The organism is Streptococcus suis (assembly GCF_002964045.1).
In the GTDB taxonomy this organism is placed as follows: domain Bacteria; phylum Bacillota; class Bacilli; order Lactobacillales; family Streptococcaceae; genus Streptococcus; species Streptococcus suis_U.
The window spans coordinates 1-16230 of the sequence record NZ_POPB01000335.1 but is presented as its reverse complement, the minus strand read 5'-3'; the positions used below and the strand labels follow the sequence as shown (position 1 = coordinate 16230).

The 16230-nt window shown below is 41.1% G+C and carries 19 protein-coding genes; all 19 read right to left on the bottom strand.

The annotated features are described in order from the left end of the window. Positions 1 to 2 precede the first annotated feature (2 nt). Positions 3 to 1664: a propanediol/glycerol family dehydratase large subunit gene (locus tag C1E99_RS06895; protein WP_105207063.1), complete on the bottom strand. Its 1662-nt coding sequence runs from the start codon at positions 1662 to 1664 to the stop codon at positions 3 to 5. Positions 1665 to 1682: 18 nt separating this feature from the next. Further along, positions 1683 to 2384 carry a propanediol utilization microcompartment protein PduB gene (pduB, locus tag C1E99_RS06890; protein ID WP_105107716.1) on the bottom strand — a complete coding sequence of 234 codons (702 nt, stop codon included), beginning with the start codon at positions 2382 to 2384 and terminating at the stop codon, positions 1683 to 1685. A 77-nt stretch (positions 2385 to 2461) separates the two neighbouring features. After that, entirely contained in the window at positions 2462 to 2914 is a 453-nt protein-coding gene (locus tag C1E99_RS06885) for a cupin domain-containing protein (protein WP_105207062.1), read from the bottom strand. 16 nt (positions 2915 to 2930) lie between these two features. After that, positions 2931 to 4025 carry an ethanolamine utilization protein EutH gene (locus C1E99_RS06880; protein WP_105107718.1) on the bottom strand — a complete coding sequence of 365 codons (1095 nt, stop codon included), beginning with the start codon at positions 4023 to 4025 and terminating at the stop codon, positions 2931 to 2933. A 27-nt stretch (positions 4026 to 4052) separates the two neighbouring features. Then, on the bottom strand, positions 4053 to 4331 hold the full coding sequence (locus tag C1E99_RS06875; RefSeq protein ID WP_105107719.1) for a EutN/CcmL family microcompartment protein: 279 nt from the start codon (positions 4329 to 4331) through the stop codon (positions 4053 to 4055). A gap of 12 nt (positions 4332 to 4343) precedes the next feature. Next, a complete protein-coding gene (locus C1E99_RS06870) occupies positions 4344 to 4961 on the bottom strand; it encodes a hypothetical protein (RefSeq protein WP_105207061.1) in 618 nt (205 codons plus the stop codon). 23 nt (positions 4962 to 4984) lie between these two features. Beyond that, positions 4985 to 5614, bottom strand: coding sequence for an ethanolamine utilization phosphate acetyltransferase EutD (eutD, locus tag C1E99_RS06865; protein WP_105107721.1), 630 nt, complete (start codon positions 5612 to 5614; stop codon positions 4985 to 4987). 14 nt (positions 5615 to 5628) lie between these two features. Next, positions 5629 to 6267 carry a hypothetical protein gene (locus C1E99_RS06860; RefSeq protein WP_105207060.1) on the bottom strand — a complete coding sequence of 213 codons (639 nt, stop codon included), beginning with the start codon at positions 6265 to 6267 and terminating at the stop codon, positions 5629 to 5631. 82 nt (positions 6268 to 6349) lie between these two features. Continuing rightward, positions 6350 to 6625 (bottom strand): BMC domain-containing protein, encoded by a 276-nt coding sequence (locus C1E99_RS06855; RefSeq protein WP_029997799.1) that lies wholly within the window; start codon positions 6623 to 6625, stop codon positions 6350 to 6352. A gap of 18 nt (positions 6626 to 6643) precedes the next feature. Beyond that, a complete protein-coding gene (gene eutM, locus C1E99_RS06850) occupies positions 6644 to 6937 on the bottom strand; it encodes an ethanolamine utilization microcompartment protein EutM (RefSeq protein WP_105107723.1) in 294 nt (97 codons plus the stop codon). A gap of 26 nt (positions 6938 to 6963) precedes the next feature. After that, complete coding sequence (locus C1E99_RS06845) at positions 6964 to 8469, bottom strand: acetaldehyde dehydrogenase (acetylating) (RefSeq protein ID WP_105207059.1); 1506 nt, start codon at positions 8467 to 8469, stop codon at positions 6964 to 6966. Between the two features lie 6 nt (positions 8470 to 8475). Next, entirely contained in the window at positions 8476 to 9159 is a 684-nt protein-coding gene (locus C1E99_RS15400) for a BMC domain-containing protein (protein WP_105207058.1), read from the bottom strand. Between the two features lie 11 nt (positions 9160 to 9170). Further along, entirely contained in the window at positions 9171 to 9824 is a 654-nt protein-coding gene (eutL, locus tag C1E99_RS06835) for an ethanolamine utilization microcompartment protein EutL (protein WP_105107726.1), read from the bottom strand. Between the two features lie 17 nt (positions 9825 to 9841). Further along, on the bottom strand, positions 9842 to 10735 hold the full coding sequence (eutC, locus tag C1E99_RS06830; RefSeq protein ID WP_105107727.1) for an ethanolamine ammonia-lyase subunit EutC: 894 nt from the start codon (positions 10733 to 10735) through the stop codon (positions 9842 to 9844). Between the two features lie 12 nt (positions 10736 to 10747). Next, complete coding sequence (locus C1E99_RS06825; RefSeq protein WP_105107728.1) at positions 10748 to 12121, bottom strand: ethanolamine ammonia-lyase subunit EutB; 1374 nt, start codon at positions 12119 to 12121, stop codon at positions 10748 to 10750. A gap of 31 nt (positions 12122 to 12152) precedes the next feature. Next, positions 12153 to 13586 (bottom strand): ethanolamine ammonia-lyase reactivating factor EutA, encoded by a 1434-nt coding sequence (gene eutA / locus C1E99_RS06820; protein ID WP_105207057.1) that lies wholly within the window; start codon positions 13584 to 13586, stop codon positions 12153 to 12155. Between the two features lie 163 nt (positions 13587 to 13749). Continuing rightward, positions 13750 to 14325 carry an ANTAR domain-containing response regulator gene (locus C1E99_RS06815; protein ID WP_105207056.1) on the bottom strand — a complete coding sequence of 192 codons (576 nt, stop codon included), beginning with the start codon at positions 14323 to 14325 and terminating at the stop codon, positions 13750 to 13752. A 20-nt stretch (positions 14326 to 14345) separates the two neighbouring features. Further along, positions 14346 to 14690, bottom strand: a complete 345-nt coding sequence (eutS, locus tag C1E99_RS06810) for an ethanolamine utilization microcompartment protein EutS (protein WP_172003679.1) — start codon at positions 14688 to 14690, stop codon at positions 14346 to 14348. An 88-nt stretch (positions 14691 to 14778) separates the two neighbouring features. After that, entirely contained in the window at positions 14779 to 15915 is a 1137-nt protein-coding gene (locus tag C1E99_RS06805) for a 1-propanol dehydrogenase PduQ (RefSeq protein WP_105107732.1), read from the bottom strand. Positions 15916 to 16230 lie beyond the last annotated feature (315 nt).

The following is a 16230-nucleotide window of genomic DNA, read 5'->3' as shown; positions in this document are numbered from 1 at the left end:
TCCTAGATATCACGTGGATCGATGGCATTTGGAATATTTTTCACTTTTTCCCACTCTTCACCAACTAGACGGTGACCTGTGCCGACACCGACATAGTCATTTGGTGAGTTGATAGCAGAGATAACATTCCAATTGCGGTCAAAGATAGCTGATGTTTGCAAGAAATCTCCAGCAACACGTTGTTTGAAGAGATTTACAAGCTCATTGGCAATATCTGGGAAACCATTATTGGCAAGGGCTTTAATGAGGTCTACACCCTGTACACCGCGTTCTAAGAGGTTTACAGCTGCCTTGATATCTTCAACCTTGTCACGTTCTGGCATATCTTTTGAACCATGTGCATAGGTAGCAGCTTCAACTTCTTCATCTGTAATTGCTGGTAGACCCAAGCCTTTGAAGAGGGCTTGCATGACTTTGGCTGCTTTACGGCGAACTTGGACAACTTCCTCTTCACGAACTGGACGCAAGCCACCATCAACTCGCAAGTCACGTTGCAAGATATTGTAATCATCATAGTCTTCTGCATCCCAGTTAGAGCCAGCAAACATATTGTCGTAGTTTGGTGTAGAAGAGTAACCTGAGTTGATGAAGTCTGTACCTGGTGCCAATTGCATCAAGGTGCGGACAGAACGACGGAGGTCTGAGTGAGTAAAGGTTTGGTCATTTGAAGAAGCACATTCCAAATCAAGCATGGTAGCAATCAAGTTTTCAGCAATGACTGCACGGATACCGCTTGGAACGGCCGCAGGAATACCGATACAAGATACAGAACCGTTTTGGGTACCTTGTACACCTGCTGCTTTTGTGATGTACAAGCAACGAGCTTCTAGGTAAAGCATAGACTTGCCTTCTGCTTGTCCCATCTGCACTTCGGCACCAGTACCTGATGTGAAACGCATCTTTAAGCCACGAGAAGCGTAGGCAGATGCCAAGAAGGCTTTAGACCAAGGAGTATCATCACCATCTGTAAAGACATCCTCAGTACCATAGACAGAGATGGTTTCTGCGTAGGCTGTAAATCCTCTCATACCAAGGTCCAGCTCTGTCGCTTCTTCCAAAGCACATTGGGTCAATACGCCTGGACGACCAACTTGTGAACCAATCATAATCCCTAGGGCATTGAATGGTGCGTAACGAGCAACCGCAACGGTGGTTTCTTGCTCTGCAAATCCACGAAGGGCACCTTCTGCTGCATCCGCAGCAATTTGTACAGGGTTGTCGTTTACGTTAGTAACGTGTGATTGAGTAGCTGTTTGTTTGCGGGTACGCATTTTTTGTACAGCCATCATAATTTCAACTACGTTCATATGGCTCACGACTTCAACGATTTTAGCTGGAGTCATAGCCTTGGTCAATTTGACAATTTCAGAACGAGGAACAGAAGGAGTCAAAATCATATTGGCAATTTCTTTTGAATCCATCTTTACGACTTCTTCTGCTCGAGTCAAATCAATACCATAGTTGGCGATAAATTGGTCAATCAAGTCAAATTCTTCTTTTGGTTTCCCATCCAATTCAACTACTGTACCATTTACAATCTTGATACTTGGTTTTGGATCGTTGGGACTTTCCATTGCAATAAGGCCTTCTTCAACCCACTCTGTTACAAATCCGTCTTGGTTGATTGGGCGGTTACTTAATGCCTCAAAACGTTTTGATTTCATATTTTTTCTCCCTATCTATCAGATGTATGAAGGTTGAGAATTAACTGGTGTGTCACCCAGTGATCCGAGCAATTCTTTACCGATTTCGCGAGCAGAAATAACAGCTTGACGAACAGCTCCTGAATCACCGCTGATGAAGAGAATGGTTTCGTTTGAGAAGCTTGTGCCATCGCCTGGGGAAGCATAGCCAATCACGTCGACATCTGCTGCTTTTACAGCTGTATCAGCCATGACAACACCAATGGCAGCTGGGGCTCCCACAATCAGACCGAAGGCGCGACCAACTTCTGCACCAAATGCAGCATGGCAGGCATGGCTAGCACGCGCAGTGTATTGCAATTCAATATGTCCAGCATCGTTGGCATAAACATCACCAAAGGTACGAGCAATATCTCCAAGAGTCACTTCTACTGCTCGTTTCACGTCTGAAACATCGTCGCCACCGAAGATAATCAAGCTACCGTGACCTGCACCGCCCTTGGTGTCACGAGGTAATTCGATTTTCACAATTTCTGTATTGGTCGCTTTCACTGCTTCATCTGCAGCCATAATATGAGGACCTGCACCAGTACGTGCACCAACAACACCAATGGAACGATAGGATTTTTCCAATTTCATCGCACTAAGTACCTGTTGATCAACATTTGCAATCACCAATCCAATAGTATCACCAATAGGGTTTGAACCAATAAATTCGGTAACATTACATTTGTTTGCCATAATAATCTTCCTCTATTTTTTTGATTTCATTTACATCGCTTTCCGCGATAACGCTTACATTTTTGTCTAAAAATTTTTTATTGATTTTGCCAATCGGCAGGATAGGTCACATAGATAAACCTTGCCTTGTCTTTGACAGAAAATTGAATATCGCTTCCCTTAGGAATAAAGAGGATTTCTCCAGGTCCTGCCGACATAACTTCGTCACCGGAAATGATATCCAATCGCCCTTCTATGACATAATCCACTTCATCATAATCCAGATGCCAAGGGAATGTTGTCTTTTCCATGGTCATCAGGCCCAGCCCCAGACGAGGGCTTTCTTCCAGAGTTAACAGGTCGCGGGTATAGACTGAGTCAGTATCCTTACCTGTGTCTAAACGATCCTCAGGTCTAACCTCAATATGAGGTAGGTTGAAGGAAACAATACCTGTCGAACTAGATTTTTTATAGGAATCTCCAGCCACAAAACTTTCTAACAAAATCTTTCTTACAAGTTCTTCTAGCTGGCTACGATTGATGTCACTCATAGACTACCTCCATCAATTAGGCTTCTTTCTTGGTTAGTACAAAGGCAAGTAAGACTGCAGTTACACCACCAACCAATTTTCCGACCATCATAGGAACAATCATATCTGGGTTTTGACCAGCAGTGAAGCCCAAGTGATCTCCGATAACAAAGGATGCTGATACAGCAAAGGCTACGTTAATAATCTTTCCTCGCTTGTCCATATCTTTCATCATTTGGAACATAGCAATATTGTTTGCTAAAGATGCGACTAGACCTGCTGCACCGACTTCGTTCATGCCAAGGGATTTACCAATTGCTGAAAGTGGCTTATTAGCAACCTTGGTGAAGATGGCTACTAAACCAAAGGCTCCTGCCAATGTTACTGCAATGGACCCAACGACACCAAAGGCTTCCATCAGCGTATCTGCACCACTTGGATAAAGACTCAATAGCCATTCATTGCCTGTCAGGAGCTGTGCTGCACCAAAGGCCAAACCAAGTGTTGCAATGACCACAATAATATGACCAAAAATTTCAAAACCCTTTATCATACTATTTGGTATCATTAAAAGTCCTATAAATATCAAGGCTGAAACAATCACGATAGGAATCAGATTGACAATCAAGGTTCCAATTGGTAAGCCCGGAACCAAGAGACCGCCGACTAAGCAACCAATTGGTACAGTTACTAAGCCATACAAGATTCCCCGAGCAAGAAGTGGCCGATCCTCTTTCTCAATAATTCCCAAAGCTACAGGAATCGTAAAGACAATCGTTGGTCCCATCATAGAGCCAAGTACGTAGGCAGCAAAATTTCCCACTGCAGGATCGTCGGCCAAGCTAAGAGCTAGAGGTGCACCACCCATATCATTGGCAATAAATGTTGTAGCAAAAATTGACGGATCTGCTCCAACCATGCCATAAAGTGGTACAATAATTGGTTTTAGGATATCTGCTAATAATGGTGCCACGACCATAATCCCTGCCATTGAGAGAGCTAAGGCCCCCATAGCCATAATACCTTCTTCAAATTTTTCACTAAGTCCTAACTTGCCTCCGATACACTTATCTACTGCACCGACCAACATAAATAGGACCATGATGTAAATGATAATTTCATTTATACTCATAATTCCCCTTCTCGCTTTCTAGTGAATTTACTCATCTAAGTTTGCAAATTCAACCTTATCAATTATGGCCACGACAACCATATCAACTGGAATATTCTCACGATTCAAGCTAACTCTAGCTGCACTTCCAGTGGTGACCATGACCTGGTCCCCTTCACCTGCACCTATACAATCTGCAACAACAACCAAAGATGGATCTGTTTGTTGTTCATTCAATTGACGCTCGACCACCAAAAACTTCAAACCGTTTAAATTCTCATCTTTTCTAGTAGCCCATAGACTTCCCTTTACTGTTCCAACAAACATAGTCACTCTCCTTTATTCAATGATTGTTATTCTGCGTCGATTTAAGTAGTCACGTGCCAAGGCTGTAATGATTGTTCCTTTCGCTACATGAAACTCACTATCGTCTGCTAAATCTAAGCTACGTAGTCTTGATTCAGTCAGTAATTTCGCCTTTTTAGACACCTTTTTCTCGACAGTCTTATCGAATGATGGTAACGTTTCCTTGTTTTGTTTGATAGGGTTTGACAAGCTTCCTTGCGAATAAAATTGAACACCAAATTGTTCTAATTTATGTTTTTTATCAAGTAATTCTTGATAAAGTAAGGCTTTGGAACTATGTCTATAATGCTCTAAATTCAAATCTTCACTAGGAATCAATACTGTTCTACCAGCGAGCAAGTTTTCAATGACTTCTTTTTCAACTGAATTGAATGGGCATAGGTTTGCAATTCTAAGTATGGAATCCACTGTTAGCCCTAAGGCCAAGATTTTTTCTGCATCTTCTGCACAATCAAGCATTACAAACTCATTCGAATGGGTAAATTTTGACTTATCTCCTATAATAAAGACTGTTTGTTTTGGGGAACTTTCTTTCAAACGATCCAAAAGGCGGTTGGTTATTTCTTGAACTAGAAATTCTAAGTTATCCATACTAATACCTCTCTAATCCATCATTAACCTTTTTTTAGAATGCGCCCGCGCATACCTTTTTTAAAACCACAAGCATTGGCCTCATCATAATCAATATGCATATAGGTCGCAAACTTTGGATGAACCCGAATGACTACATCATCAAATATCAAGCCTCTTTCACCACCAACTTGTACTTGAACGATTTCCTGGTTGACAACATTTGCTTTCGCGGCATCTTCAGGAGTCATATGGATATGCCGTTTGGCAACAATTAATCCGTTTTCCAATGATACGACCTTGCTGCCATTTACTAGTATGATTCCTGGGGTATTCTCAATCTGACCACTCTCTCGAATAGGAGCATTTACCCCTAGTTTCAAGCAGTCTGTCAATGAAACTTCAACTTGACTAGCACCTCGCACGGGTCCAAGAATAACCACATTTTGAAAGGCACCTTTCGGACCTAGAATCGTTAAACGCTCTTTACAAGCATACTGACCCGGTTGAGATAAGTCCTTTGCTTTTGTCAAAGTATAGTCTTTTCCGAATAGTTTCTCTAAATCTTCTTGAGAAAGGTGGATATGGCGACCACTAGCCTCAATTTCAAAACTACCATCTAACTCATCTCTTACCTTCGCTGCAATCTTATCAATAATTCTTTCTAATTGCATTCCCTCACTCCTTACTATTCTTCTAAAACCATCCAAATCACCACTTGAATGGAGTGAAGCAGACGAATCAAACTATCTAGATATGGATCCATTTTCCTATTTCCGATCAGCGACAGGTCTTGCTCTATCTCAACAACTGCTAAATAGGTTGAGTACAAAGCCAATTTCCAATTCGTCACTGAATAGGCTAGTGAAATTTTCTTATAATCTAATGACTTCTGCTCTTCGAATTCATCCAATTCGATTTGGGATGGTAATTCACTGTCAAATTCTTGTAGGTTTTCCAACATTTGACCAGAAACAAGTTGTTCTATCACTTGTAGGATTTTGCTGATTTTTTCAAATTTTGCTTGCTCAAAAGATAGATACAGTTCGCGCTGGCTTTTTAAAAAATATGGATAAAGTGAAGTCAAACGATATAGAAGTGAGTAGATTGCGGAATCTTCAAGACTTCTTACTTCTTTTGTTTCAGATTGATGTACTGTCGAATGGTGATTGGAATGTGATTGAACCACTCGAATATGATGGTCATTTAAGTAACTTCTTGCAGAAGGAGTTAGTCGTTCGTGTTCATCAAGTTGAAAAACGCCCCCTTCAGCAATAGAAAGTTCCTTTAGCAACTTCCTAATCTTTGCTTCTGTAAATACCGTCATACACTCACATCCTTTTATGCATTTTTACCAATTGGCTATCCAATCAATCACTGTGACTGATGGATAGCCACTATATTATCTACTATTTGGGTAAAATCACTTCTACTTCTGAATGTGGACGTGGGATGACATGAACAGAAACAAGTTCGCCAACATTTTCTGCTGCTGCTGCGCCTGCATCGGTTGCAGCCTTAACTGCACCAACATCACCGCGAACCAAGACTGTCACTAAGCCGCCACCAACTTGTTCTTTTCCAACAAGTGTGACGTTGGCTGCTTTTACCATTGCATCTGCTGCCTCAATTGCGCCAACCAAGCCGCGTGTTTCAATCATTCCTAATGCATTTGCGTTTGCCATTGTTTTTTCCTCCGATTTTTACTCTTCTTTTGCCTTCGTTTGAGGTAGAATCACTTCTACTTCTGAATGTGGACGTGGGATGACATGAACAGAAACGAGTTCGCCAACATTTTCTGCTGCTGCAGCACCGGCATCGGTTGCAGCCTTCACTGCACCAACATCACCGCGAACCAAGACTGTCACTAAGCCGCCACCAACTTGTTCTTTTCCAACAAGTGTAACATTGGCTGCTTTTACCATTGCATCTGCAGCCTCGATTGCACCAACCAAGCCGCGTGTTTCAATCATTCCTAATGCATTTGCACTTGCCATTGTTATGACCTCCAAAAATTATTTTTTTATTGACCTAATTTAGCTAATACTTGTTTGACAAGTAATTCAACAAGCTCATCTTCATTTGCATGTAAAGCAGGATCTGGGCTTGTAAGTGGACTTGCAGTTGTCCCTCTGTAACTATCCATTAGATTCTCTGCTTTTAAGAAATCTGTATACTCTGAAGTTCCGTAAGCAACCCGACGGATATTGTAGAGGTTGTGTGGACTGACATTATCAGATGTTGCACTGCCACCAACTGCTCCACAACCTAATGTAAAGGCTGGGAAGAGACCTGTTGTTCCGCCAACACCACCAAGCGCTGCTGGTGTATTCACAAGCAAACGAGATACTGGTTTTTTCAAAGCGAACTGACGGATAATGTCTTCATTTTTAGAATGAATAGATAGGGTATGTCCTACACCTTCGTGATGGAGAATCTTGATACTTAGATCACAAGCTTCTTCCCAAGTTTTCACTGTATAGAAACCGAGAATTGGAGCAAGTTTTTCCATAGAATATGGAGCATCTTTACCAACTCGGCACTCTTCTGCAATCAACACTTTTGCATCTGCAGGGACTGAAACACCAGCCATCTCCGCGATAATTTGAGGAGTTTTACCGACCATTCTCGGATTCATTGCCCCGCTTGGCAAAATGATAAACTCACCCAATTTTTTTGCGTCTGCAGGTGGTAAGAAGTAAGCGCCTTGTTTCTTGAATTCTGCAATAACGATATCCTTCATGTCTTCTTCGACAATGACAGATTGTTCAGAGGCACAAATCACACCATTATCGAATGTTTTTGATTCAATAATATGACGAACTGCTGTTGGGACGTCTGCACTGCGTTCAATAAAGGCTGGACCGTTTCCTGGACCTACCCCAATTGCCGGTGTTCCAGATGAATAGGCTGCCTTAACCATGGCTGTGCCACCTGTAGCCAAAATTAGATTCGTATCTTTGTGGCGCATGAGTTCATTGGTTGCTGCAATTGATGTTTTTTGGACAACGCATATAGCTCCGTCTGGACATCCTGCTGTCTTGGCTGCACGTTTAATTACCTCAACAGTTTCAACGATACATTTCAAGGCACTTGGGTGTGGTGAAAAGACGATACTGTTGCCAGCCTTCAGTGAAATGAGAGCTTTATACATGACAGTAGATGTTGGATTGGTTGACGGAATTAATCCTGCTATGACTCCGACCGGTACCCCTACCTCAATAATTTTTTTCTCGGTATCTTCACGTAGGATACCTACCGTTTTCATGTTCTTGATATGCTCTAGCAACACCTTAGATGCCACTGTATTTTTGATAACCTTATCCTGCCAGCGACCAAAGCCTGTTTCTTCAACCGCCATCTTAGCCAGTCGTTCCCTCTCATCATAGCAAGCTTTGGCAACGACTTTGACAATAGTATCAATTTGCTCTTGGGACATCTGCGCAAGTTCACGTTGTGCAATTTTTGCTTGACGAACGAGATTGCGGACTTCCTGAATCGATACTAAATCCTTATCTTCTAAGTACATTCAGTATTACTCCTTTCTTGAGAGTTCCATCAAAGCTTGGACAAGCTGACGCTTGTTAGCAAATTTTATTTCTTTTTTGCTTAATTGAATATCTTTTTCACGGTAGGCTAGGCTTCTGAGTTTGACAACTTTTAGTTTTTCTAGCTCTGATTGTGAAAATTTGGGAACAAATCTATTTTCAACCTTTTCCTCTTCCACACTTGCAGGAAGTTCCAATTCTTCAGCTAGTTCCTCGACTTGCTCTTGGATCTGTTCTGTTGTTTCAACTGAATCAGAACTGTCTAAAAGATTTGCAGAAACAGGAATTTCAATAATTTCTTCGCTTGGACTAGGTTGCTGATTTTGTAATTCAGAAATAACTTCTACTTCCACTGTTTGAGCTTCTAGCGGTGGTTGCTCTACTTTTCTGAATTTTTTATCAGCCCGAATCATTTTTTCAGTCTGCTCATCCATGCTTGCGATGACATGACTACCTCGATAGAAAGATTTGTTCTCCAGTTCAGCTACTGCAGCAGCTACTGCTGCCTTAACGGCACCAACATCTCCAGTAATATGGACTGTATTCAATCCAGATTTGATTTTTTCAATATTGATAATGGAAACATTGGCTGCTTTAACAGCTATATCGGCAGCTACAACAGCACCTAGATACCCTCTTACTTCAATTAGTCCTAGTGCTCTTTTAGCCATCTAATCCCCCTTTAATAATTCTTAGGGTTATTTGCGATGGAGATAACTGTTCTTGCAAAGGCATCACAGGCAGCTCTACAAGCTGATTGCGAACCCACTAACAGACCTCCTGCAAAGTTTGTTTCACTTGGTGGACCATAAAATGCACCAATTGTTACATCTGAAGCTTTCAAAGCCGCATCTAAGCCAACCATAGCTTCTGCAGGTGGCGCGATTAAATAGGCAATGGCAGTCCCTTCACTAGCATTTGCTCCTTGTGAAAGATAAGAACCTGCTCTTGATATACAATGGGCAAAATAAGGAACTGAATTCTCATCATTAGCACTATAGAAACTCGCGCCATTTTCAATTTCATAAATGGCAACATCTAAGCCACTCCGAACTTCTTCTGGCGTTGGACCTGCTAAAATACCGATGACTTCACCTGCAAGTTTTGTTGATGCATTGCCAGCACCAGCATACATACTGCGAGCATAAACTACTTCAACATCTGCCGATTTGGTAGCCTCATCTAGCGCAACATAGGTCACGTCATCACAATCTGACGTAATGATTCCTAAACTGCGATGATGAGGTTTTAAATCTAGCGATGCTGCCAGACTAGCATCCACATTTGAAATCAATTGAGCACTTAAAACTGATGCTCCTAAGCGTTCATGTATCAAAATAGGACCTCCTTTTCTTATTTCAAATCAACACCTGATTTTTTATTGTCCAAAATCTTTTTAATGATTTCCGCAACATAAGCACCTGCCTCAACCGCAGGTGTACCACCCTTGTGGATATTGGAAACAACTGTCCGACGTGATTCTGGCATACCCATTGTAGGTTTGTAGGCCAAATATGCACTCATTGATTCAGCGGTTACCAAGCCAGGACGTTCTCCAATCAAGATACAAACGACTTCGGCACCTGTTAATTCTGCAATATGGTCCATTGCTCCAACACGAGAGTGTTTGATAAAGAGTACTTCGTCGAATTCTAGACCAAACATTTTCAAACCTTGCTTCAAAGCAGGAAGGAAATCTCTCACGTTTGCTTCAATAGCTGACGAACTCAAGCCATCCCCTACAACAATTTGAACTTTGGCATTTTTCTTACAGTTATTTTTGATAATTTCCTGCTGATCTTCTGGGAAAATTCTTCCCAAATCAGGTCGCGTTAGGTATTCGTCCTTAGAGGAAGCCTTGGTATGCACTGGGATAAAGCCCATTTCTTTGACGAAATCATCAGATACATAGGAGAAAACAGCATCCTGAGCCGCAGCGTGGTCCGCTCTGAACCGTAGAATCGTCTGCGTCTTGTAGCGATTCCCTGCTCGCCACAAGCCTAAACGAGCTGGGGTAAATTGTTTGATTTTTCGATAGGCCTCTTCATTGATCGCATTTGGAATCAAGAATTGCTTCTGGATATCTACCTCGGTAATATCAGGAATGATTCCATCTTCAATTTGGCAATCATCTTGCTTAGGTTGAGGTGAAGAGGAAGGTGCTTCCATTTTTTCTGGAACATCTGGAGTTTCCCTTATTTCATTCAAAATGGAACGAATCATATCTTTTAATTCTAGTTCATTCACAGTGACTTCCTCCTATAGTTTTGACTTCATGAAGATTGATCCATCTCCACCAATTTCAGTCAGGTGACCATCCTTCATTAAGCCCATATTTTCCATCCAAATCTCGAACTCTTTGATTGGACGCTTGCCTAACAAGTCACGCATGGTCGCTGTTTCATGGTAGCCAGTTGTCTGGTAGTTCAACATAATGTCATCCCCATGTGGAATAGCCATGATGTAGTTAACACCTGCAGCACCAAGAAGAACAAGTAAGTTTTCAGCGTCATTTTGATCCGCTTTCATGTGGTTGGTGTAGCAAATGTCACAACCCATAGAAATACCAGTTAATTTACCCATGAAATGATCTTCCAAACCTGCACGGATAACCTGTTTTGAATCGTAAAGATATTCTGGACCAATGAAACCAACTACGGTATTGACAAGGAAAGGATCGAAACGTTTTGCAAAGCCATAACAACGAGCTTCCATAGTTACTTGGTCAGCTCCATGGTGGGCATCCGAAGACAACTCTGATCCCTGACCAGTCTCAAAATACATGACGTTTGGACCTGCTGCAGTTCCGACTTTCAAGGCTGTATCACGCGCTTCTTGAATGATTTTTGCGTCAAACCCAAAGGCTGTATTTCCTTTCTCAGATCCAGCAATGGATTGGAAGACCAATCCTGTCGGAGCTCCCTGATTCATGGCCTCAATCTGTGTTGTTACATGGGCTAGCACGCAATGCTGAGTTGGAATTTTATATTCTTCAATGAAGTCATTGAACTTATGCAAAATCCGTTTGGTGCTTTCCACTGAATCATCCACTGGGTTCAAACCAAGCAAGGCATCTCCACATCCGTATGCAAATCCTTCCATGGTTGAAGCCATAATACCATCTGGATCATCAGTTGTGTGATTAGGTTGTAAACGAGATGAGAAAGTTCCTGGAACACCAATTGTTGTATTTGCAGTCTTGGTAATGATAATCTTCTGTGCTGCTACTATCAAGTCCAAGTTGGTCATCAGCTTAGCGACAGCCGCAACCATTTCTGAGGTCAAACCACGTGAAATCCACTGAATGTCAATATTGGTCGTTTTATTGTCCAAAATCCATTCACGCAGTTCCTCCACTGTCCAGTTTTTAATCTTTTCATAGGTACGAAGGTTAACGTCGTCAATGATAATACGCGTTACCTCATCCTCTTCATATGGAACGACTGGATTATTAAACAAATCAGAAAGTTTTAATTGGGCTAAGACCACTTTTGCTGCAACGCGCTCTTCGGCCGAACTTGCAGCAACACCAGCCAAATGATCTCCTGATTTGAATTCGTTTGCTTTGGCCAAGACTTCCTTTACTGAATGAAATTCATACACTCGACCAAACAACTTTGTTTTTAAAATCATTAACTTTATCCTCCTTCTTGATACTGACGGATTAACTGAAGACCAATGTTTTTACAACGACAGGTAAAACTGAGCCTTCAACTAAAGGATTGCCAATATCAATGTAATCTCCATTTTGAACATCGACAGAATCGATACAAACAAATGGATAATCTTTGGGTAATAATGCAAACAGGCTTTGACCAAGTACTTTTGCCATATCTTCCTTGACAACAACCAACAACGGAATGCCTCGGTCAATGCTATCTTTCATCCCTTCCAGAATTGCCTGGGCATATTCTTGAACCCTTACGAAACTTGGGCTCTTTATACCATCCAGAGCTAAGGCCAACTCCTGCACCTCATTTTCAAGCATGAACCATCGACTTTTTTCTTTAATAGCCCCTGCTAATTCTTGCTGACTTCCTTGCTCATCTTGACTAGATAATTTCAAAACCGGAATATTCTTAATTGGCAATACTTTTGAAATGTAGGTGATGGTGCTCCCACTTACCTCTGTCGTATGACTACCTGCACCAACCACCGTAGCCCTAATGGTTTCTACCGACTCAATTACCTTCTTGTCTGAGAAGATTTTTGATTGGGAAATTGCTTTTCCAAGTAGTATCCCTATATCTCCATAGTGAAATTCACTGACTGAACGATCAGTTTGAAATACGGCATCCGCTACACCACCTGAGAAAGATACACAACGGATGGGATAGTCCAATTTCAATCCATGGTTGGTCTGCAGCAATTCATAGTAGGGACTATCGGTATCTAAGCCTAAACTTTGTTCTAAGACAGATACCAAGACAGAAATCAGAGCATCCAGGTCCCTTCTATTGACCTGGCAACCTACTTTCAATTGCCAATTCTCTTTAGCAATGACTTCTTGCAGTTTTGGAGCAATATAGGTGATCAATTGACTAGTCGGATCCACCTTAACCAGCCTACCCCCAATATCAAAACAAGCGGTGTCAATCAAGTCTCCTTCTCTATAAACAGAGATATTTGATGTTCCACCACCAATATCAATATTGGCGACGGAAGTATGGTGTTCTTGAGAGTATTGGAAACTTCCAGCACCTTTTCCAGCAATGATACTTTCTAAATCAGGCCCAGCAGTAGCCACTACAAAATCACCTGCATAGCCACTCAAGGCCTCTAAAACTTGACTTGCATTGTCCTTTCGAGCGGTTTCACCTGTTATGATGACAGCTCCCATTTGAATCATACTCTTTGAAATACCAGCCTTTTGGTATTCTTGGCGGACGAATTCTTTAATCGATTCTACGTCAATCAATAAATTATCGAAAATGGGAGTAAAGATGATTTCACTCCGATAGAGTACACGTTTGTCAGTGATGTAGACTCGTGGAATTGTGAAAACGGAGGCAATATTTTCCACGACCAATTCAGACAAAACAAGCTGTGTTGTGGCTGTTCCAATATCAATTCCAACACTAAGTATTTTTTCAGACATCACCTTACCTCCAAAAAAAGACACTTAAAGAAATGCTAATAGAACTTGTCTATTATCACTCTTCAAGCGTCATTGCTTCCAGGTTCACTTCATTGTTAACCTTGTCTATTTAGTTTCTATTTTAAATTTTTGCTATTTTATAGTCAGTATAAACACAAATCAATTAAAAATCATCATGCATGACTAATAGCTTGGCAATTTCAACCATTGGTACGCGTTTTTGCATACTGATTGTTCGGATATGCTTAAAGGCTACGGATTCGGATAAATGATCACGGGCCATCAATAAACCTTTGGCTTTTTCAATGATAATACGATCATTGATCTTTTTAGACAATTTCGCCATTTCATGCGCCATTTGCTGGAATTGTCTACCTCTTGCAATGCAAACTTCAACCATTGGTACTAAGGATTTCGCATCAAGTGGCTTCACTAAATAACCACTAATACCATACCGTTTTGCTTTTTCAATACAGTTCACATCACACTGATCTGTCAGCAAAAGTACACCATAGGCCAGGTCATCATCCAATATCTTTTTACTAGCTGTCAATCCATCGAGGAGTGGGAGTTGAATGGCCATGATAACCAAGTCCGATCGATATTTCTGACTAAGTTCGATAGCTTCAAAACCATCGCTGGCTTCTGCTACTACTTCAAAATCAGCCCTTTCCAAGATTTGTCTGACTTCTCGTCTAATCATTGGATCATCGTCAGCTATTAGTATTCTACCTCTCATACCCACCTCTAATGAATCTATTATGTCCTTGTCACAACCGTACTAGAGAAATGTAAAATTTCTTCTAATCCTTGTAACACAGCCTGCAAAGCAGCTTCAACTGATGAAACATCCCCAGTCATGACTACTGAGCCACTAAATCGATCAACGAAACCTATTTGCACATCCGCTGCCTTTGTCGCCAAATCAACAGCAATAATAGAGGCTTCACTCGGTGTAATGGTCAAAATACCAATTGCACCTTTCTTATCAACCATCAATCCCAGTTTTTCGTAGATGACTTCATCTGGATTTGCAATGAGATGCGCCAGTGTAATCTGTTTCCCTGGTACATACTCTTGAATCATCCTTTGTTTTTCTGTCAAGTAGCCTCACCTTCTTTCTTAAAGGATCTAAACAACTCGTTCAGTTAATATATATTGTATCACAGAATAAAGTATATATCAACATTTTTTAAAAAGCGTTTTCCAGCACTTCGAGTGCTTCCTCTTTGGTAGGTTTTCTTGGATTCGTTGCAGTACATTTATCTGAAATCGCAGCTAAGGCAATCTCTTCTTTGGACTCATTAAATGCACTGATGGATACTCCATAGTCCCTTAATGAGAGAGGCAAATCCAGTTTACGTTGTAATTTCTTGACAGCCTCAATCAATTGTCTAACACCGAGAACGGGACTGGTAGCACTACAACCAATCAACTTCGCAATTTCCTGGTAGCGGATAGCCGTTTGCTTATCTTCGGTAGCAATTCCCCGACTTCCGATATTGGCATTGTATTGAATCACATGCGGCATAAGAATACTATTTACTCTGCCATGAGGGATATGGAATTTTGCACCCGTTGCATGGGCTAATCCATGATTGATTCCCAATGAAGCAGTATTAAAGGCCATTCCAGCTAAAGTTGATGCAACATGCATTTTTTCTCTAGCCACTGAGTCATTTCCATTTTGATAGGCTTGAGGTAGGTATTGGAAGACTAGTTTAATGGCTTTTTCTGCAAGAGCATCGGAAAAATCTGTAGCATTTGTTGAAACATAGGCTTCGATGGCGTGGGTCAAGACATCCATCCCTGTATCAGCTGTAATCGCTTCAGGTAAGGAAGTTACCAGACAAGAATCTAAAATAGCTATATCTGGGAGAATTTCTCTTGAAACCAAGGGATACTTGATTTCTTTCTGACTATCTGTGATAACAGCGAACTCAGTTACTTCCGAACCTGTTCCACTGGTCGTCGGAATGGCAATTAGTATCGCATCCGCAAATACATTCATTTTTTTACCGAAGTAATAAATTGCCTTGGCAGCATCGATTGCTGAACCACCTCCAATGGTCAAAATAATGCTAATGGAATGGCTTCCTACAGATTGAATCCCAGCGACAATTGTTTCAATCGGAGGATCTGGAACAATGTCATCGAAGACAATAACCTGGTTACTTGAATCTAAATAGTGCAAGACGCTTTCCAATTGACCTGATTGACGAAGGAATGGATCTGCAACAACTAAAATATGCTCATCTTTGTAGGATTTTAGTTGATCTAGAGCACCTTCACCAATACACAATTCTGTTTTGTAGAAAATTTTGTACATCTCTTCTCCTTTCTATTTTTATTTTCTGTAAAATAAAATAAGCTACATGAAAACAAGACTATAGCTCTCCATTAAGTCATAGTCGTTTCACATAGCTACATCGCTTATTGATCGTGTACTTCTTTGTACCACGAGGAAATTATAACATAAACCCATTAACATATCAATAGAAAATAATGAAATAATGAAGATTTTTAAACTTCCAAAATTCTCAAAGTAAGTTCTAGTCTAACACCAAAACTGGAAATTAGACTGAGACAAGGAAATAAGGTAGAACTTACTTTGGGACAAGTTGGTAACTGACAATGAAAAACA